The 19,651-nt window shown below is 55.7% G+C and carries 23 protein-coding genes; 18 read left to right on the top strand and 5 right to left on the bottom strand.

Annotation, left to right across the window (positions count from 1 at the left end):
- Window positions 1-317: 317 nt before the first annotated feature.
- Both EVJ28_RS13560 and EVJ28_RS13555 read right to left on the bottom strand, forming a co-directional pair.
- Window positions 318-1,319, bottom strand: a complete 1,002-nt coding sequence (locus EVJ28_RS13560) for an LCP family protein (protein ID WP_131489295.1) — start codon at window positions 1,317-1,319, stop codon at window positions 318-320.
- Window positions 1,320-1,360: 41 nt separating this feature from the next.
- Window positions 1,361-2,002, bottom strand: coding sequence for a YigZ family protein (locus EVJ28_RS13555; protein WP_131456610.1), 642 nt, complete (start codon window positions 2,000-2,002; stop codon window positions 1,361-1,363).
- A gap of 174 nt (window positions 2,003-2,176) precedes the next feature.
- Here EVJ28_RS13555 and EVJ28_RS13550 point away from each other — a divergent pair, with 174 nt between their 5' ends.
- The 6 genes from EVJ28_RS13550 to treC all read left to right on the top strand — a co-directional run bounded on the left by EVJ28_RS13550 (window position 2,177) and on the right by treC (window position 9,091).
- Entirely contained in the window at window positions 2,177-3,301 is a 1,125-nt protein-coding gene (locus EVJ28_RS13550; protein WP_201738337.1) for a sensor histidine kinase, read from the top strand.
- A gap of 22 nt (window positions 3,302-3,323) precedes the next feature.
- Window positions 3,324-4,019 (top strand): response regulator transcription factor, encoded by a 696-nt coding sequence (locus EVJ28_RS13545; protein ID WP_131443248.1) that lies wholly within the window; start codon window positions 3,324-3,326, stop codon window positions 4,017-4,019.
- A 95-nt stretch (window positions 4,020-4,114) separates the two neighbouring features.
- Entirely contained in the window at window positions 4,115-4,963 is an 849-nt protein-coding gene (locus EVJ28_RS13540) for a DegV family protein (RefSeq protein WP_131469141.1), read from the top strand.
- Window positions 4,964-4,978: 15 nt separating this feature from the next.
- On the top strand, window positions 4,979-5,722 hold the full coding sequence (gene treR, locus EVJ28_RS13535; RefSeq protein WP_131469139.1) for a trehalose operon repressor: 744 nt from the start codon (window positions 4,979-4,981) through the stop codon (window positions 5,720-5,722).
- 203 nt (window positions 5,723-5,925) lie between these two features.
- Complete coding sequence (gene treP, locus EVJ28_RS13530) at window positions 5,926-7,374, top strand: PTS system trehalose-specific EIIBC component (protein ID WP_131456618.1); 1,449 nt, start codon at window positions 5,926-5,928, stop codon at window positions 7,372-7,374.
- Between the two features lie 82 nt (window positions 7,375-7,456).
- A complete protein-coding gene (gene treC, locus EVJ28_RS13525) occupies window positions 7,457-9,091 on the top strand; it encodes an alpha,alpha-phosphotrehalase (protein ID WP_131489293.1) in 1,635 nt (544 codons plus the stop codon).
- A gap of 93 nt (window positions 9,092-9,184) precedes the next feature.
- Here the strand turns inward: treC and EVJ28_RS13520 are convergent, their stop codons facing one another.
- Complete coding sequence (locus EVJ28_RS13520; protein WP_131489291.1) at window positions 9,185-9,949, bottom strand: hypothetical protein; 765 nt, start codon at window positions 9,947-9,949, stop codon at window positions 9,185-9,187.
- A gap of 154 nt (window positions 9,950-10,103) precedes the next feature.
- Between EVJ28_RS13520 and EVJ28_RS13515 the strand changes: the two genes are divergently transcribed.
- The 11 genes from EVJ28_RS13515 (at window position 10,104) to EVJ28_RS13465 (ending at window position 17,964) form a co-directional block, all read left to right on the top strand.
- A complete protein-coding gene (locus EVJ28_RS13515) occupies window positions 10,104-11,258 on the top strand; it encodes a DEAD/DEAH box helicase family protein (protein ID WP_161566991.1) in 1,155 nt (384 codons plus the stop codon).
- Window positions 11,255-11,923 (top strand): ComFC family protein, encoded by a 669-nt coding sequence (locus tag EVJ28_RS13510; RefSeq protein ID WP_131489287.1) that lies wholly within the window; start codon window positions 11,255-11,257, stop codon window positions 11,921-11,923. Before EVJ28_RS13515 ends, EVJ28_RS13510 begins: the two co-directional genes overlap by 4 nt.
- A gap of 58 nt (window positions 11,924-11,981) precedes the next feature.
- Entirely contained in the window at window positions 11,982-12,326 is a 345-nt protein-coding gene (locus EVJ28_RS13505) for a flagellar protein (protein WP_131456626.1), read from the top strand.
- Window positions 12,327-12,350: 24 nt separating this feature from the next.
- Window positions 12,351-12,602 (top strand): flagellar biosynthesis anti-sigma factor FlgM, encoded by a 252-nt coding sequence (locus EVJ28_RS13500; RefSeq protein ID WP_131456628.1) that lies wholly within the window; start codon window positions 12,351-12,353, stop codon window positions 12,600-12,602.
- 110 nt (window positions 12,603-12,712) lie between these two features.
- Window positions 12,713-13,069: a flagellar export chaperone FlgN gene (gene flgN, locus EVJ28_RS13495; RefSeq protein WP_070328643.1), complete on the top strand. Its 357-nt coding sequence runs from the start codon at window positions 12,713-12,715 to the stop codon at window positions 13,067-13,069.
- A gap of 12 nt (window positions 13,070-13,081) precedes the next feature.
- A complete protein-coding gene (gene flgK / locus EVJ28_RS13490; protein WP_201738425.1) occupies window positions 13,082-14,587 on the top strand; it encodes a flagellar hook-associated protein FlgK in 1,506 nt (501 codons plus the stop codon).
- 6 nt (window positions 14,588-14,593) lie between these two features.
- Window positions 14,594-15,544, top strand: coding sequence for a flagellar hook-associated protein FlgL (flgL, locus tag EVJ28_RS13485; RefSeq protein ID WP_131489285.1), 951 nt, complete (start codon window positions 14,594-14,596; stop codon window positions 15,542-15,544).
- 6 nt (window positions 15,545-15,550) lie between these two features.
- On the top strand, window positions 15,551-16,126 hold the full coding sequence (locus EVJ28_RS13480) for a DUF6470 family protein (RefSeq protein WP_131469129.1): 576 nt from the start codon (window positions 15,551-15,553) through the stop codon (window positions 16,124-16,126).
- 15 nt (window positions 16,127-16,141) lie between these two features.
- Complete coding sequence (fliW, locus tag EVJ28_RS13475) at window positions 16,142-16,579, top strand: flagellar assembly protein FliW (protein ID WP_131469127.1); 438 nt, start codon at window positions 16,142-16,144, stop codon at window positions 16,577-16,579.
- Window positions 16,579-16,806 carry a carbon storage regulator CsrA gene (gene csrA, locus EVJ28_RS13470; RefSeq protein ID WP_016509303.1) on the top strand — a complete coding sequence of 76 codons (228 nt, stop codon included), beginning with the start codon at window positions 16,579-16,581 and terminating at the stop codon, window positions 16,804-16,806. The genes fliW and csrA overlap by 1 nt, the downstream gene beginning before the upstream one ends.
- 174 nt (window positions 16,807-16,980) lie before the next feature.
- Complete coding sequence (locus EVJ28_RS13465; protein ID WP_236634175.1) at window positions 16,981-17,964, top strand: GGDEF domain-containing protein; 984 nt, start codon at window positions 16,981-16,983, stop codon at window positions 17,962-17,964.
- 30 nt (window positions 17,965-17,994) lie between these two features.
- Here EVJ28_RS13465 and EVJ28_RS13460 read toward each other — a convergent pair whose 3' ends face one another.
- A complete protein-coding gene (locus EVJ28_RS13460; protein WP_236634174.1) occupies window positions 17,995-18,909 on the bottom strand; it encodes a YitT family protein in 915 nt (304 codons plus the stop codon).
- Between the two features lie 120 nt (window positions 18,910-19,029).
- On the opposite strand from EVJ28_RS13460, the gene EVJ28_RS13455 reads away from it, so the two are divergent.
- Entirely contained in the window at window positions 19,030-19,326 is a 297-nt protein-coding gene (locus EVJ28_RS13455; protein WP_131489282.1) for a putative quinol monooxygenase, read from the top strand.
- Between the two features lie 93 nt (window positions 19,327-19,419).
- On the opposite strand, the gene EVJ28_RS14145 is transcribed toward EVJ28_RS13455, so the two are convergent.
- The coding region (locus EVJ28_RS14145) for a hypothetical protein (protein WP_161566990.1) at window positions 19,420-19,651 on the bottom strand (232 nt) is incomplete at its 5' end.

Here is a 19,651-nt window from a genome sequence, read left to right as displayed (position 1 = left end):
TCGGCAGGTCTGGCATCATCGGGATCGCCTCCAGGATGTGTAGTTATAGCCAGTTTAGTCCGAAACGGCAAGGACGTACAGCGTCGCCCCGAGGGCACGCCGACTCCCGGGGGAACAGCGGGCAAGGCGAGACCCAGCAGCGACATCGTCGCGATGCGGCTCGCTGACCGCCCCCAGGAAAGCGGCGTGCCGGACAGGGCGGCTTGAAGGGCAATGAAAGCAGAGGAGCGCCATCCCATCCGGGATGACGCTCCTCTGCTCAAAATTATTTGAAGTTTTTCAGTGCCCTCCGCCATGTCCTTGGTCGTTTTTTTAGGTCAATACGTCGTCGTCTCGCTAAAACCGTCGCCTGGGTCAGGTCCACTGTCTTCGGTCGTGACCGGAAGACCGAGCTCTGTTTTCAACAGTGCCCGCTTATCGTTCAAATCCGCCTGGTCCAACTCATAATAGTAGACGCCGCCGATCGTCAAGTCGCCGCCTTCTAGCGTCTCTTGGTTGAACGAGCGGAGTGATTTCGTATACGGCTGGAGCTGGGACGCCTCGGAGAGCGACATGTTCGTTCGGATATTATTGCCGACCGCAGTCATGATCCGGTTGAGCTTCGTGAACGAATTGATCGTCGTCGCCTCGTTGATGATGGCCTCGAGCACTTGTTGTTGGCGCTTGGCCCGGCCGATGTCGCCTTCTGGGTCGTCTTTCCGCATGCGGGAATAGGCGAGTGCTTCCTTGCCGTCTAGCATCTGGACGCCCGGTTCGAGCTCGACGTTGCCGGTGGCCCGTCCTGAGATCGGGATCAACACGTCGACTTCGACGCCGCCGACCGCGTCGACGAGGTCTTCGATGCCGTCAAAGTTGATCGTCGCGTAATAATCGATCGGGATGTCAAACAGCGTCTCGACCGTGGCGATCGTCGTGTCGATGCCGCCGTACGCATACGCATGGTTGATCTTGTCCTTGAACTCGCCGTCCTCCGTGACGATATCGACGTACGCGTCGCGGGGGATACTGACGAGCGTCACTTGGCGAGATTCCTTGTTGAACGTCGCCACCATTAGTGAGTCGGTCCGTCCCTCTTCGAGCGAGGCGCCGCCATCGACGCCGGCGAGCAGGACGGAGAAGTGATTTTTCGTCAAATCGATCGTGTCGTCGCGACGTTCCGATTTGTCGCCACGCGTCAGTTCGCTGTTCGTGGTCTCTGCCGTCTCGTTCGCCTTGAAAACGAAGTAGCCGAAGGCCGAACCGCCGATCAGCAGGACGAGGCCAAGCACGAGCAGACCGATTGTCCACACGGAGCGTTTCTTGCGGGAGTCTTGTTCCATGTCGTCTCCTCATTTCAGTCATTTCTTTTAGTATACGGGACCTAGCGCACAAAATCACGTTCGATGATACGGACGTCCTGGGTCTCGAGTCCGCCTTGACCGTTCGTCAAATCGACGAGCCAGGCGAGCGCTTCCTCGGTCGCTTCGACCGGTACCGAGATGTGGAACGTGACGGTGTCGGCATAGACAATCTCGTCAAGCAAATAAGTGGACTGGCGGAGCTCGTTCTCGACTTTCCCGATCCATCCGTAGTCGACCGTGAGCGTGAGACGTTGCATCGGCAACCGTTCGACGATCCCGACCGCATCGAGCCCGTCACTCACCGTCCCGCCGTAGGCGCGGATGAGTCCGCCGCCGCCGAGCTTGATGCCGCCGAAGTAGCGGGTGACGACGACGACCGTGTCTTTCAAATTGCGTTTACGGAGCACTTCGAGCATCGGCAGGCCGGCCGTCCCGCTCGGCTCGCCGTCATCGTTCGCTTTTTGGAATTCGTTCCGGGCTCCGATGATGTAGGCTGAACAATTATGATTGGCGCTCCAATGCGCTTTTTTGATCGTTTGGATGAACGTCTGGGCTTCCGCTTCGGTCGCGACGCGTTTAAAGTGAGCGATAAATTTTGATTTTTGTATGACGACCTCGTATTCTCCGTCTTGTTTTATAGTATAATTTTGTTCAGTAGACATTTCTGAAAATTCTCCTTTCTATTTTCATGTATTTTTTTTGAAATCGAGTAGGCGTCTGTAGATTAAGTGGCGAATTGTGAAGACAGCCTCTGATTCTTACTGGAAACGAACGCTTATGCAGTCGATAATAGAAACAAATGAGGACTTACTACCGAACTATTAGGGGATGGCATCGTGAATCATATTACCGATCGTACAGCATTAGAGCATATCATAACAAATATGATTGATACGGTGACGGAGAGTAAAGAGGAGATCGTCCGTATAACTGAAAATTCAGCTAATGAGTATTCGTCGATCCAAACGGAGTTAAAAGAGTTGACGCAAAAGATCGAGTTTCACATTAAAGAGTCCGAGCGCCTCGATCTATTAGTGAAAGCGGCGAAGAATAAACTCGTTCAAGTGAGTAAGAAGTTCCATATACATAGTGAGCAAGAGATTCGCGAGGCGTATGAACTCGCCAACCAGATGCAGCTCGAGCGGTTCCTCATCCAAAAAGAGGAGATGGTGAGCCAGCAGCGCCGAAACGACCTCGAGCGGCGGTTGCTCGTCCTTCAGGATACGATGGAGCGGGCGGACCGGTTAGTCAGCCGCGTCACGGTCGTCCTCAACTTTTTACGCGACGACCTGCAGCAAGAGTATTCGGACATGATGAAGAAGCAAGAGATGGCGATCAGCGTCTTCGAGGCGGCTGAGCGTGAGCGGCGCCACCTGGCCCGGGAAATGCATGACGGCCCCGCGCAATCCCTTGCCCATATTTTGATTCGGGCCGACTTGATCGAGAAGACGTTCGACCGAAGAGGCAAGGACGAGGCGTTCGCCGAACTGCACGAGCTGAAACGGCTGATTCGTGGGGCGCTCGTCGACGTGCGCCGCTTGATTTACGACCTGCGGCCGATGTCGCTTGACGACCTTGGCTTCTTGCCGACGCTCGAGCGTTATTTACATCAGACGGAAGAGTACACGGCGATCAAGACGCGGCTCAACTACCGCGGCAACCGGGCACGTCTCTCGGAAAAACTCGAGATCAACGTCTTCCGGCTCGTCCAAGAGGCGGTCCAAAATGCGATCAAGCATTCGAAGACGACGGAAATCATCGTCAACGTCGAGCAAGCGCTAGACGTGATTCACATTCACGTGCGCGATCACGGGGTCGGCTTCGTGCCGAGTATGATCGGGCAAGAGTCGTTCGGCATCGTTGGGATGCGCGAACGGATCGAGCTTGTGAACGGCAGTATCAATATTGATTCGGAAATCGGCAAAGGGACGGTCGTCCGCATGTCGATCCCGATTTTGTAATACAGATAAAGGGGAGTGTACGATGGAAATGACAAATACAATCCGCATCGCAATCGTCGATGACCATGAGTTGTTTCGAGAGGGCTTGAAGCGGATCTTTGATTTAGAAGACGAGTTCACCGTCATCGCTGAAGGGCGGACGGGTGCTGATGCGATCCGCATCGCCAAAGAGGAGAAGCCGGAAATCATGATCCTCGACATCAACATGCCGGACTTGAACGGGATCGAGGCGACGAAACAGTTGACCGCGGCATCGTCGGACACGCGGGTCCTCATCCTGTCGATCCATGACGACGAATCTTACATAACGCATGCGCTTGAAGCGGGAGCATCAGGTTTCTTGTTGAAAGAAGTAGCTTCAAGCGAACTCATCTCGGCCGTCCGTTCGGTCGCGAAAGACGGGGCGTACTTGCATCCGAAAGTGACGACGAACGTATTGAAGGATTACCGCCGCCTGCTCCAGTTCAAAGGAGAACAAGCCGAACGGAACGTCGTGAACCGGATGGACGATCCCGTTTATCGGTTGCTGTCGCGCCGTGAGGTCGAAGTGCTCCACTTGCTCGCCGATGGCCGCTCGAACCGCGACATTAGCGACATGCTGTTCATCAGTGAGAAGACGGTCAAGAACCACGTCTCATCGGTCCTGCGCAAAATGGAAGTGAACGACCGGACGCAAGCCGTCGTCGATGCGATCCGCCGCGGGTGGGTCGAGATTTGACCTTGACCGATGCAATACATCGCTTTTGTGCTACAATATGGAATGGAATCTTAATTCAATTGGAAAAACGAAACGATGTAAAGTGAGGATATAGTATGGGAAACATAGCGATTTTGACCGACAGTACCGCTTATTTGCCGGCCGATTTTTGTGAGCGCCACGACGTCCACGTCGCACCGCTCAGCGTCATCTTCGGCGGAGAATCTTTCCGTGAGGCCGTCGATATCACGACGGAGGCGTTTTATGAACGGATCGAGGCGGGGAATTTGCCGACGACATCGCAACCGATCATCGGGGAGACGGTCGAACTGATCGACAGCCTTCCGGCTGAAGTGACCGACGTCGTCGCCATCACGCTCTCGAGCGGGATCAGCGGTACGTATCAATCGATGATCGCCTTGAACAACATGGTCGATGTCAACGTGCATACGTTCGACTCTGAGATCTCGTGTATGCCTCAGGCGTTTCTCGTCGAAGAGGCCGTCCATATGCGTGACGCTGGGGCCTCGGCCGAGGAGATCATGCAGCATCTCGAGAAGACGCGTGAACGGATCCGTGCCTATTTCGTCGTCGATGACCTCGACCACCTCCAACGGGGCGGACGGCTCAGCGCGGCGCAAGCGCTCGTGGGCTCGTTCCTGCAGATCAAGCCGGTCCTTCATTTTCAGGATAGACAGATCGTCCCGTTCGAGAAGATCCGGACGTACAAGAAGGCGGTCCGTCGCATCGAAGAGATGATGGACCAATCGATCGTCGGTGACGGCGCCGGCTATTGCATCGGCATCATCCACGCCAACTGCCCGGAACGTCAGGCGGAAGAGATCACCTCGATGAAACAGAAGTTTCCGCAAGCGCAAGTCACGGGCGGTCATTTCGGACCGGTCATCGGGACACACCTTGGACCTGGCGCGATCGGCATCACGTGGTATCACTGCGAACGATAAACGGAAGACGGCCAAATGGTCGTCTTTTTCGATGAAGAAAGGAGTGGGCTTGTGGCCAAGTATCGTCAAATCTACGAACGGCTCGCCGAACGGATGAAAACGGGTGAGTACGAGGCGGAGTCGAAACTGCCGTCGGAGACAGAACTCATGCATGAATACGAGGCGAGCCGAGGCACGGTCCGTAAGGCGCTCGATCTGCTCCAAGAGCACGGCTACGTCCGCAAACATCACGGTAAAGGCGTGTTCGTGCTTCGCCGTGACCAGATCGAGTTCCAGTTCAACGGCATCGTCAGCTTCTCGGAAATATATGCCAGTATGCTCGGACGTTCGATCGAGACGAGCGTCGCCTCGTTCGAGGAGATCGAGGCACCGAGTTGGCTCGCCGAGCGGATGGGCCTTGAGCCCGCCACGCTCGTCTACCGGATCGAACGGGTCCGCAACTTCGACGGGGAGAACGTCATTTTAGACGTGAACTATTTCGTCAAAGACCTCGTCCCCGGGCTGACGAAACAGATTGCCGAGCACTCGATCTATCAATACGTCGAGCACGAGCTCGGGCAACAGATCAGCTATGCGAAGCGGAAAATCGCGGCCGAGGACGTGACCGAGCTTGACCGGTCGCGGCTCGACTTGGGTCATTACGAATATGTCATCGTCATCACGAACGACACGTTTTTGTACGAGGGCCGGCAGTTCGAATACACCGAGTCCCGTCACCGGCTCGACAAGTTTCAGTTCAGCGATGTGGCCCGTCGTTAAGGCTCCTTCTTCAAGAAGGGGTCTTTTTGTCGTTTTGAATCGGGAGGAGAGGGAACAAAAATAGTGAACGCTTGTCACACAGTCGTCACGATAAACTTATATAGATAAGTTGTTGACAGGACTCGTCTATATAAGTTAAACTTTGTTTGTAATCATATGTAACCGTTCTCAACAAACGCTTTCACACAAAGGAGGCCTATCTTATGAAGGCAGATTATCGTCAAATCGCCGCGGATATCCTAGAAGCCATCGGAGGCAAGGATAACGTCGATAAAGCGGCGCACTGTGTCACGCGACTCCGTCTCTCACTGAAAGATCAGTCGCTCGTCAATGAGGCAAAAGTAAAAGAAGCCGATCTCGTCAAAGGGGCGTTCGAGAATTCGGGCGTGTACCAAGTCGTCATCGGTGCCGGGGACGTCGAGCGCGTCTATGCCGAGTTCATCAAACTCGCCGGGCTCGAGGCGGCAACGGTCGCTGAAGTCAAATCGTCCGGCGGCAAGAAGATGAACCCGCTCCAAAAACTCGTCAAAGTGTTCTCGGACGTGTTCATGCCAATCATCCCGGCCATCATCGTCGCCGGTCTCTTGATGGGGATCAACAACTTGCTCGCGTCGGAAGGATTGTTCGTCGACGATGCGACGCTCATCGAGGCGTATCCGAACTTGCAAGGCTTATGGGACCTCATCAACATGATGGCGAACACGGCGTTCATCTTCCTGCCAGCCCTCGTCGGTTGGTCGGCAACGAAGCGTTTCGGCGGCAGCGAAGTGCTCGGTATCGTCATGGGTCTACTTCTCGTCCACCCGGACTTGTTGAACGCATGGGGTTACGGGCAAGCGGCGCTTGAAGGCGATATCCCGACGTTCGACATCCTCGGGCTGTTCGAAATCGAGAAAGTCGGCTATCAAGGTCAAATCTTGCCGATTTTGGCCGCGGCCTTCATTTTGAGCCATATTGAAATGTTCTTGAAAAAACATGTTCCGAACGCGATTCAGCTACTCGTCGTGCCGATCACGACAATCGTCGTCACCGGCTTCCTCGCCCTTGCGATCGTCGGACCGGTCACACGTGGAATCGGTAACGTCATCGCGACGAGCCTCGTCAACGTGTTCGAAGCGGTACCGATTGTCGGTGCGCTATTGTTCGGTTTGTTCTATGCACCGCTTGTCGTCACGGGGATGCACCACTTGTTCATCGCGATCGACTTGCAACTCATCGCGGAGACGGGCGGCACGTTCATCTGGCCGATGCTCGCTCTGTCGAACATCGCCCAAGGTTCGGCTGCGTTCGCTATGTTCTTCGTCTACAAGCACAACGCCAAACAAAAGAGTATGGCGTCGACGTCAGCGATCTCGGCTTACTTCGGGATCACCGAGCCGGCCATGTTCGGGGTGAACTTACCGAACAAATTCCCGTTCTACTCGGCGATGATCGGATCGGCGACTGCCGCCATCTTCATCACGCTGAACGACGTCCAGGCCATCGGGATCGGCGTCGGGGGACTCCCTGGCTTCCTGTCGATCTTCACGGACAAGATCTTGCTCTTCATCGTCGGGATGATCATCGCGATCGTCGTCCCGTTCGTGCTCACGTTCGCCTTGTCGAAACGCTACATGAAAAAAGGCGAACTCAAAGAAAACAAAGTTGCATAATAGGGGAAAGACAAGGGGAGGGACGGAGGTTCTTCCCCTTTTCCTATCAAAATGAAAACTCTTACAAAAGGAGCTGTCGTTCATGACACAAACAAACTGGCGCAAATCAGTCGTCTATCAAATCTATCCAAAAAGCTTTTACAGCCCGGAAGGTAACGCTACCGGCTCGATCAAAGGAGTGACGTCGAAACTCGATTATCTGGCCGAGCTCGGTATCGAATATATTTGGATGACACCGGTGTACAAGTCGCCGCAAAACGATAACGGGTACGACGTGAGCGACTATTACGCAATCGACCCGTCGTACGGGACGATGGATGATTTGGACGAGCTCGTCCGCGAGGCCGAGGCGCGCGGGATCGGACTGATGATGGACATCGTCGTCAACCATTCGTCGACCGAGCATGAGTGGTTCCAAAAATCGCTCGCCGGTGACGAACGGTACCGGGACTATTACATTTGGCGCGATGAACCGACGAACTGGGAGTCGAAGTTCGGCGGCAACGCCTGGAAGTACGACGAGAAGAGCGGTCAGTATTTCCTCCACTTGTTCGACGAGACGCAGGCCGACTTGAACTGGGAGAACGAACAGATGCGCGAGGACGTCTACGAGATGATGCGCTTCTGGCGCGAGAAAGGCATTAAAGGGTTCCGCCTCGACGTCATCAACTTGATCTCGAAGCAACAGGACTTCCCGGAGGACGAGTCGGACGGCCGCAAGTTTTATACGGACGGACCGCGCATCCATGAGTTCTTGAAAGAGATGAACCGCGAAGTGTTCGAGGGGCATGACGTCATCACGGTCGGCGAGATGTCGTCGACGACGCTCGACCATTGCGTCCGCTACTCGAGCCCGGACGAGCGTGAGCTCAGCATGACGTTCAGCTTCCACCACTTGAAAGTCGACTACCCGAACGGCGAGAAGTTCGTCGCCGCACCGTTCGATTTCGTGCAGCTGAAAGATATCATGTCGACGTGGCAGGAAGGGATGCACGGCAAAGGGTGGAACGCCATCTTCTGGTGCAACCACGACCAGCCGCGCGTCGTCAGCCGCTTCGGCAACGATACCGACCACCGCGTCGAGAGCGCCAAGATGCTCGCGACCGTGCTCCACGGCCTACAAGGGACACCGTACATCTATCAAGGCGAAGAGATCGGCATGACGAACCCAGGGTTTGACTCGCTCGACGAGTACCGCGACATCGAGACGCTCAACATCTACAAGTTGAAGCGCGCCGAGGGCGTGTCGCACGAGGACATGATGGCCGCCATCAAACAGAAGTCACGCGACAACTCACGGACGCCGATGCAGTGGGACGCGACGCCGCACGCCGGCTTCACGAGCGGGACACCGTGGATTAACGTGGCGCCGAACTATACGGAGGTCAACGTCGAGACGGCGCTCGACGACCCGGATTCGGTGTTCTACCACTACAAGAACTTGATCTCGCTCCGCAAAGAGCTCGACGTGTTGACGGACGGGGACTATACACTGTTGACGAAACAGGACCTAGACGTCTGGGCATACACACGGAAGACGGACGAAGAAGAAGTACTCGTCGTCGCCAACTTCTATGGGCCCGAGACAACGTATGAGATTCCTGAATCGTTCACGTGTGCCGACGTCGTTAGCCATAACTACGACGTGCCGCAGCTCGACGGAACGACGTTGTCGCTCCGGGCGTACGAGGCGATCATGTTCTACAAACGGAAGTGAGTGAACGTGAACGAATTGAAGTATAGCGAGAAAGGGTCATCCGTATATTGGATGACCCTTTCTCGTTTCATCGACAAGGAGTGGTTAAAAGGTTCATTCATTTAAACCCGTCACCCAGTCGATATTGTTTTGTTTCAACTGTTCTTCCAAGCCCTCGGCGTCAATCGAATAGGGTGTCACTCGGCCAGAGTAAAATGACTCGTTCCCGTCTTGAATCGTCAACAGGAGTGTCCGGAACGGCACGTCCGCTTCGTCGAGCGCGCGCTTCACGTCACGCATCAATGCACTCGCACGAATCGCGGTAGCCGCTTCATCTTCGACCGCGACGAAGAGGGAGCCGTAGTCCCGTCCGATAGCATGGATGTCGTAATCGTGGTCAAGGAGTAAGGTTGCCGGGTCGAGCGCTTCATACGGCGATTCTTCACCTTCATAGACGGTCAACACGTCTTCATACAATTTGTAGTCGAACGGGAGCGAGATGAGGGCGGTTTCGACGAGCGGGCGATATTCCTCGTTCAAGCGGTTAAACGTCACCATTCCGGAGAGGACGTCATCGTACTCGTCTGAGAGGATTGTGCCATCCGCAGCGACGGTCACGTAAAACCTAGTGTCTTCACTCGAGGGCGAAGCGATCGTGATGACATACGTATCATCGCCCCAAATCATCAATCCGGCGTGAACGGCCGATAGGTCCATCTCCGGATACTGCGAGGCGACGTACTGTTCGGCCGCTTCGAGGGCACGCTGTTCATCCCGCGGATCGCCGAACATGACGTGCGATAAGAGCATCCCGGTACCGTAGACGATGAACCCGATGCCGATGAGTGTTCCAATGATTCGACGTATGATGTGTACCACTTCCTTACAGGTTAGTAGTTTACTGACATAAGTGTAATTTAATTTAATCAATTACACATCGACCTTTAGGACGAAATGAGTAAGGTTGTCGGCGACAAGAGAAATGGCGACGAACGACGTACCTTGCTACCGTCAAGGAAAAAAGGGGATTCGTATGGGACAACTTATCGTCAGTCCGACCGGGAGACCGGCCATCCGCTTCGGCGTCTGTCAGCGTTGCCTAAGCACCGATGTCCGCGCGTTCAACTGCCATCACGGCGCATGTCAGTATTGCCGCAATTGCTTGCACCTCGGGCGGGTATGCCGCTGTGACTTTTTAGCAGAGATCGACGTCACGACGCCGGTCGAACCGACTGAACTCGTCATGCCGTTCGAGCTGGCAGACGCGCAACAGCGTGTCAGCGAGCAACTGCTCACGTGGTGGGAGAAACGACAGACCGGTCTCGTCCACGCCGTCTGCGGCGGCGGCAAGACCGAGATGGCGTTCCCGGTCATCGAGCGCGTCGTCAACGAAGGGGGGCGGGTGTTGATCGTCTCGCCACGCCGTGACGTCGCCATCGAGTGGGCCGACCGGCTCGAAGCTGCGTTCTCTGTCCCAATCACCCGGCGCTACGGAGGCGGGGACAAGGAGTCGATCGGGATGATCACCGTCGCGACGGCCCCGCTTCTTGTGAATTTGCGCGACGTGTTCGATTATGTCCTCGTCGACGAGTCGGACGCGTTCCCGTTCGCTTTCGACTTATCGCTCTGGTGGACACTCTATCGTGCCGGGAAAGGTGTCTTCTTGTTCGTCACGGCGACACCGACGCTTTGGCAACGTCAGTTTCCAACCACCCACTTGTCGCGCCGCTACCACGGCCACGATTTGCCGATGCCGCGGCTCGTCAAACAGACCGAGTCAGCCATTCTCGACTTTTGCCGGAGCCATGAGGCGCCGCGCCTGTTGTTCGTCCCGACGAAACCGGACCTTGCCCGTTATGGAAAACTGCTTGAGACGGCCGGGCTCGACTACCGGGCTGTCTCGGCCGACACTGATGCGCGGACGGATACGCTCGTCTGGCTAGAAGAAACGAACGGCATCGTGCTCGCGACGTCGATTTGGGAGCGCGGCATGACCGTCCGCGGCGTCCAGATCGCCATTCTCGATAGTGACCATCGGCTGTTCTCGACGCGCGCCCTCATCCAGATGGCGGGCCGGGCCGGGCGAAAGCCCGACGCGCCGACCGGGGACGTCGTCTTGTTCTATACCGAGCGGACGTTCTGGCAAGACCGGACCATCCGCGCGATCGAGGAGGCGAACCGGCGATGAACTGCCTCGTCTGCCGCCAACCGATGACGGTGCCGTGGAGTCCGGCGACGCTATTGAAACGCGACTGGGTCTGTCCGGACTGTGAAGCGATGTTGACCCCGCTCGAAGCGGGATGTCCACGCTGCGGTCACCCTAGCCCAGACGGGAAGACGTGTCCGGACTGCATCCGTTGGCTCGCGCTCGGTCTCGATTTGACGGTCCGTTGCCTCTACGTTTACGACGAGGCCGGTACGAATTGGCTCCATCGCTTCAAGTTCGGCGGGGACGTCGCGCTCGTCGGCCACGTGACAGACGTGCTCAAACGGACGCGCGAACCGGGCGCCATCTACGTGCCGATCCCGCTCGGGGAGGAGCGGCTTTTGACGCGTCGCTTCAACCAGGCCGACGTGCTCGCCCGATCGATCGGACCGACAAAACAACTCCTTCAAAAAGAAGAGGTTTCAAGTCAGCGTGAATTTGGGAAAGGAGAAAGGCGGCACCGTCCAAACCCGTTTGCTGTACAAGCTGCGACTACATATGGGAAAATCGTGCTCGTCGATGACGTCTATACGACCGGCACGACGCTCCACCAAGCAGCGTACACACTGAAGAAAGCCGGCTATGCAGAAGTTTCTGCGGTTTGCCTGTTCCGGGCGCTAAACAAATCAAAAATGCGTCCGATATAAAGGGCAGAGGTGAATGACATTGGAAGCAGCAACTTGTCAGATGTGTGGGCGTTTGTATATGAAACAAAGCCGCTCGCCGTACTGTCCGTCATGCAGTGAAGTCGATTTCCAAAACTTCTTGAAAGTTCGGGACTTCATTCGGGAACCAGCCAACAAACAGACAACGATCGGGGCCTTAGTCGAAGCGACAGGTGTCTCCGAACTTGATATCACGCGATATATCCATGAAGGACGCTTGATCATCAAGGACAACCCAGCAATGAGCATCGCTTGTGTGCGCTGCGGCAAGGCGACGAACGAAGGAAAAGTTTGTTCGGCTTGTCAGGCGGAGATGCAGCAAGAACTACAAGGTTTACAAGCAACTGTAACCAAAACGAGCGCTCGCGCTTATCGTTTGGACTAACAACTTAGAAGAGGGGGGACACGCATGCGCATCGATTCTGCAAAGTGGGTACATTTACCGAACACTTACGAGAAGAAAACGCAAGCCGAGACGAAGCCCGAGCTAACACGCCAAACGGACCGAATATCGATATCGGCAGAAGCCCGCGCCCGGTTTGAAGAACCGGTGAAAAATCCGGACCGTCTTGAGAAGATCAGCGCCTTGAAGGCGGAGATCAACGCAGGGACGTATACACGGGACGCGCGCGACATCGCCAAACGCTTTCTACAAGGATGAATGGAAGCGAGGTCCGCTTGAGGCCTTCGCACTTATAACACGGCACGGAAGCTGACTAGACAAGGGAACCCCTTTTTAGTCAGCTCTTTTTTTGGAAAAAGGAGACCATTATGCTCACATTACATACACGTTTACTCGAACTCGCTTACGCAAAAGAACAACTGCTCATCAAAGGTGATATGCCCGCTTTCAGCGCGCTCGTCAAAGAAGAAGCGACGATTGTCCGACAAATCGGACAAAAAGAGACGGAACGACTTCAAGGTTTGCTCGTTTTGGACGATGAAGAGAAGGAAGCGCTACGACCGGTGCTGTTCGAACTGAAGCGACAGAATGAACTGAACGCGACGTTGCTCGAACAGTCGCTCCGGTATATCAATTGGCATTTGGACATGCTCATGCCAGAAGCAGACGATTTCACATACGGGCAACAGGCGTTCGAGACACGCTCGTTCAGCCGTGACGTATAAGGAGGAACATTCATGGGCTCAACATTTATGGGATTAGAGACGGCGCGACGCAGTTTGACGACGCACCAGTGGGCGCTGCAGGCGACGGGGAACAACGTCGCCAACGCCTCGAACCCGGGTTATTCGCGCCAGCGGCTGACGATCGGCATGACCGAGCAACTGAGTGTCAACTTCGGCGGAACGAAGGCCGGACAGTTCGGCACCGGTGTCCGCGGCGAGACGCTCGCCCGCATCCGTGACTTGATGGTCGACCAACAGTACCGTGACGAGACGGTCAAAAACTCGTTTTACGCGACGAAAGAAGCGGCGTTCGGCCGGATGGAGGATATCATCAACGAACCTTCTGAGAATGGTCTCGCCAAATCGCTCGACTTGTTCTGGGGATCGCTCCAAGACTTGTCGGTCAACCCGGATGACACCGGCGCTCGCAGCGTCGTTCGTCAACGGGCGATGACGCTCGCCGAGACGTTCAACTATATGTCGTCCTCACTCACGAAAGTCCAAGACGATTTGAAGTCAGAAGCTGACGTCGTCATCAAGAAAGTGAACGACCTGTTGACGAAGATCAGCGACGTCAACCGCCAAATCGGGGACGCTGAACCGCTCGGCGCGCTCCCGAACGAACTGTATGACGCACGTGACCGCTACATGGACGAGCTCGCGCAATATGTCGAGTTCGAGCGCAAACCGGTCGACTACTTGAACGGTGAGACGCGCGGTAACTCACAGCGGATGGCCGAAGGGCGGATCGAGATTGTTGTAAAAATCGATGGCGTTGATCGCACATTCGTCAACGGACTCACAGGTGACGTCGGCTCATTCGGTCAGTCGAGTTATAAAGAGGCAGGGGCAGCCGCGACTGATCCGATGACTTACAAACAGATGCCGAATGGAAAGTTGAAGGCGCTCGTTGAGATGTATGGTTCTTCTACGGGACCTGAGGCGGAAAATGGAAAGTTCACGATGATGTTGAGCGATTTGGATGCGATGGCGACCGAATTCTCTAAAGCGTTCAATGAGATGCATAAAACATTCTTCGACGGCAATCCCGATGAGGCGCTCCGTACAAATGGAATTGACTTCTTTGTCGTCGGCGGTGCCTCAACGATTACGGTCAACCCGGATATTATGAAAAACCTTGATTTGATTGCCGTCTCAAAAGACAAAAATATCGGGGACGGCAGCGGGGCGTTAGACCTCGCCGACTTGAAAAACACGGCGCTCACGTTTACAGGCGGTTCTACCGCGGCGACGACGTCCGTCGGGAAATATTATCAGAACGTCATCGGCAACATGGCGGTCGAAGCCAGTCAGAGCGGCAGTCTCGCCAAGAGCACGTTCGCGCTCATGGCGAGCTCGGACCAACGCCGTCAATCGGTGAGCGCGGTGTCGCTCGATGAAGAGATGACGATGATGATCCAATACCAGCACGCCTATAACGCGGCGGCACGGAACATCACGGCGGTCGACGAGATGCTCGACAAAATCATTAACGGCATGGGTGTCGTAGGGAGGTAATGAGTAATGCGTGTCACACAGACGATGCTCACACAGACGAACTTGAAACATTTATCGAGCAGCTATAACACGCTTGCCCGCGTCCAGGAACAACTGATCAGCGGGAAACGGATTCAAAAAGCGTCCGAGGACCCGGTCGTCGCGATGCAAGGCATCCGTTACCGGACCGAAGTGCGCGAAGTCGACCAGTTCCGTCGTAACGTCAGCGAAGCGACGAGCTGGATGGACTTGACCGACTCGACGTTGAACGAAGTGACGGAAGCCGTCAAACGGATCCGTGAACTGACGACGCAAGCGGCGAACGACACGTATGAGTCGTCGCAACGCGAGATCATTAAGAGTGAGATCGACCAACTCGTCGAACATATCGGTTCGCTCGCGAACTCGAAAGCCGGCGAGAAGTATATTTATAACGGGACGAAGACGGATCAGCCGCTTATCGATATGGACAAGTTAAAGGGCTATTTAAAGAATGATCCTTTAAATCCGGTCACGATTGCTGAAATTTATACAGCAAACGAAATACCCGGTGATCCTGACCCGAGCGGAAAAATCGAGTTCGAAGTCTCGAAAGGGATTAAAGTGCAAGTCAATATGCAACCGGAGACAGTCTTTGGACAAGAGCTGTTTGAGGGACTTCAAAAATTAAGTGGCTTGCTTGGTACAGCGACGACAGGCGGGGCCAATCTATCAGCCGAACTGGCGACGCTCGACACGCTCGGTCAAAGCTTGATCTCGGAGCGGGCCGAACTCGGGGCTCGCGCCAACCGCCTCGAACTCGTCGATAATCGTCTGCAAGACCACGAGATCATCGCCAAGACGATTATGTCGAACAATGAAGATATCGATATCGAGAAAGTCATCATGGAGCTCAAGTCACATGAGACGGTACACCGGGCCGCACTCTCAGCCGGGGCCCGCATCATCCAGCCGACGCTCCTCGACTTCCTCCGGTAAGCGCGGATGAACCTGGCGAGACTTGAGATGCGGCAGACGCAGGCCGCGATCCAGATGACGTCGAACCGCCCCGTGCTCGAGATGAGACAAGGGCGAGCCGACGTGTCGATGACGCAAGGCAAGGTCGAGATGACGCAACAGACGAGACAAGGCACGCTCGAAGTCGACTCATCGGTCGCACGCAGTGAGAGCAACTTAAAAAGCGCGCTCGAACTCGGCCGCTACTTCGGCCAGCTCGGCGAACAAGGCGTGCGTGAGGCGACGAGTCAGGCGGCCCGGGAAGGCGATCAACTGATGCGGATTGAGAACGGCAACCCGATCCCGAGCATCGCCGCGAGTAAAGTGAACGACCCGTACCCGATCGTCGACATGGGCTATATGCCGAAGTCGATCGACCGCGTCAAGTTGACGTATACGCCGGCGGATGTCAAAATCGAATGGAACCTGACGCCGGCACAAATAGATGTATCGCTTACCCCGGCCGAGATTTCGTTCACACCATGGACGACGGACATCTCGCTTCGCCAAGAGGCGTCGCTCGAGATGTGGCCGGTCGGTGGCATGTATGATGAGACGCGTTGAAAGTGAGGACAATCCATGTTCATTGAGACAGATTATTTTGGCAAGATTGAAGTGAAGGAAGAAGAGACGATTTCGTTCGTCAGCGAGGTACCCGGTTTTCCGGACTCGAAGACGTTCGTCCTCATCCCGTACGGGGACGACCTCCCGTTCTGGTCGTTGCAGTCGATCGAAGATGCGGCCTGCGCGTTCGTCGTGACGAACCCGTTTTGGCATAAGGCGGATTATGCGTTCGAACTGACGGACGGCACCAAGGAGCAGCTCGCGATCGGTGAGGCCGAGCACGTCTCGGTATACGCCATCGTCACACTTCGCGAACCGTTCGACGCCTCGACGCTCAATTTGAAGGCACCGATCGTCATCGAGACGAAAGAGCGCCGTGGCAAGCAAGTCATCCTTGACGATGCCTACTCGGCCCGCTACCCGCTCGGCGGCCAGAAAGCGGAGGTGCGCTGATGCTCGTATTGAAACGAAAACAAGGTGAGGCGATCCATATCGGTGACGATGTGACGCTCACCGTGCTCGCCATCGAAGGCGACCAAGTCAAGCTCGGCATCGACGCCCCGCGTCACATCGACATCCATCGCCACGAGGTGTATGTGCAGATGCAAACCGAGAATGAGTCGGCCCGCGACAGTGCCAACTTGATGAAACAAATGCTCAAGAACAAGTCGGAAGCGTGAGCTTTCGGCTTTTTAGCTGGCAGAATTTTTAGATAGGCTGACACGTGTCACACTGGTACGATAGGGTAGATAGGAAGAATGGGGAAAGGATTGGGTCGATTGGGTCAGGTTGTAAATATTTTTTTCATCAATATCAGCATCATCTATTTGCTCATTTCGTTGACGTTTTATGTGATGCGTGACGTTTTGCCGATTCAAGTGTCATCACCCATCTCGATCCGCATCTGGTTCGGGCTGTCGAACGGACTGATCGCTGTGTTGCTGACGATCAATTCAATCGTCGTCGACGGGGCCAAAATCGATCTGCGGATCATCCCGTTCGCACTCGCGGCGGCATTCGCCGGTCCGGTCGGGGTGACCGTCGCCATCATCACATCTGTCGCGGCCAGGTTGATGACAGAGGGATTCAGTGCGGTCATCATGAATGCCGTCGTCATGATCGGCATTTTTTGGGTGATTGCGGTCGGGCTCGGTCGCCAATCGGTGCGCCGAGGTCATTCGTTCACGGTGTACATCGCGATCGGCATGGCGCTCGTCCTCGTCCGCGTCGTCGGCAACGTCTCGCTCGATACGTTTATTGACGTGTTCATCCCGTATTTCCTGATGACATCGCTCGGGGCTTGGATGTGCTACTGGGGCGCCAAGAAGTTGGAGACCCACCTTTGGATGTTCCGTCTGCATACCCATCGGGCGACGGTCGACGAGTTGACGGGACTCCCAAACCGCTACATGACGCTCGAACGGTTGAGCGAGGTGGAACTGTCCGGTCGACCGTGGGCACTCTTCGTCATCGATGTCGACCATTTCAAGCAATTGAACGATACATATGGCCATCGTGCCGGCGACGAGGCGTTGCGTCAAATCGGTGAGACGTTACGCCTGAACTGCCCGGACGGGGGATTTGTCGGCCGGTACGGCGGCGAAGAATTTTTGATGGTCGTCGAAGGTGCAGGAGAGGCCGTCGTGGCGCTTGCCGACGCGGTCGTCGATGTCGTCCGTGAGACACCGTTCACGTTTGAAGGGGAAACGATCCCGATGACGATCTCGATCGGGGCGTCGGTCGCCGACGCCGAACCGAGCATGCTTGTGTTCGAGCGGGCCGATGCGGCGCTTTACGCGGCGAAGATGAGCGGACGCGATCAGGCACGGTTAGGATAACGCGAAAGGTCGGCCCCGGGGCCGACCTTTTTAGTGAATATTTTTCTTTTTGAACTGTCCGCCCCGGACGTCGTGGATGTTACCGATGGCGAGGAACGCCTTCTCGTCATAGTCGTCGAGGATGTCTTTCAGTTTCGTCTCCTCTAACCGGCTGATGACGGTGAAGACGACTTTTTTACCGTCACCGGTGTAGGCGCCTTCGCCGTGAAGGTACGTCACGCCACGGCCGAGCCGGTCCATGATGGCTTGACCGACGTCGTCCGGCGATGTCGTGATGATCCACGCCGCTTTCGATTGATCGAGTCCTTCTAACACGATATCGATCGTCTTGAAGGCGACGAAATAGGTGATGAGCGAGTACATGGCTCGGTCCCAGCTGAAGACGAAGCCGGCCGTGCCGAGGATGAAGATGTTGAAGAACATGACGATCTCGCCGACCGAGAACGGGAGCCGGTCCGTGAACGACACGGCCAAAATCTCGGTCCCGTCGAGCGAACCGCCGGCCCGGATGACGAGCCCGATTCCAGCGCCGAGCAAGAAGCCGCCGAACACGGTTGAGAGGAGCAGATCGTCCGTGAACGGTTCGATCGAGTGTAACAGGATCGTGAAGCCGGACATGAGTAAGATGGCGACGAGCGTGACGACGGCGAACGTCTTCCCGATCTGACGGTAGCCGAAGAAGATGAACGGCAAGTTGAACAGGACGAGCCAGATGGCGATTTTTGTTTCCGTCAGATACGAGACGATGATCGAGACGCCGACGATCCCGCCGTCGATGATCTGGTTCGGGACGAGGAACGCCTCGAGCCCGATGGCGAAAATGAAGGCGCCGATCAAGAGGAGCAGCGCTTTTGCGAAGAGCTCGGTCGGTTTGATCGGGTTATGTTCCCGCTTTAAGCGGAGCACTTCCTCCGGGGTGGGGGAAGGCATCGGTGGACGCTGCATCGCGTATCGCCCCTTTCCTTTTTGTTTTAGTATAGCAAACCTCACAACGGATTTTACGGTCGAGGCAGGAAATCTGACACAAATTATGGAACAAGTCGAGAATCAGGAAGGAGAGATCTCATGCGTCCATATGGATTGTTCGGCAAGTTGACCGCTATTCCGGGTGAGCGTGACACGTTGCTCGCGATCTTGCTCGAGGCGGCCGAGGCGATGAAACAAGAGTCGACGTGCGTTATGTACCGGGTGAACGTCTCACTCGATGACGATTCGATTCTCGTCTACGAAGTGTGGGAAAGTGTAGACGCCCATCAGCAATCGCTCTCGCTTGAGACGACGAAGACGCTGATCGAGCGGGCGCGACCGGTCTTGGCCAAAGTCGAGCGCTTGGCCGTGTTCGAGCCTAGAGGCGGGTATTGAAAAACATCCACGTCCGCGGAGAGGGCACTGAAAAACTTCAAATGATTTTGAGTAGAGGAGCGTCATCCCGGATGGGATGGCGCTCCTCTGCTTTCATTGCCCTTCGAGAAGCCCTGTCCGGCACGCCGCTTTCCTGGGGGCGGTCAGCGAGCCGCATCGCGACGATGTCGCTGCTGGGTCTCGCCTTGCCCGCTGTTCCCCCCGGGAGTCGGCGTGCCCTCGGGGCGACGCTGTACGTCCTTGCCGTTTCGGACTAAACTGGCTATAACTACACATCCTGGAGGCGATCCCGATGATGCCAGACCTGCCGAACATGCCGCCGAGC

This window comes from Exiguobacterium sp. SH3S3 (genome assembly GCF_004337115.1).
GTDB classification, from domain to species: Bacteria; Bacillota; Bacilli; order Exiguobacteriales; family Exiguobacteriaceae; genus Exiguobacterium; species Exiguobacterium aurantiacum_A.
This window is presented reverse-complemented; position numbering and strand designations above follow the sequence as displayed.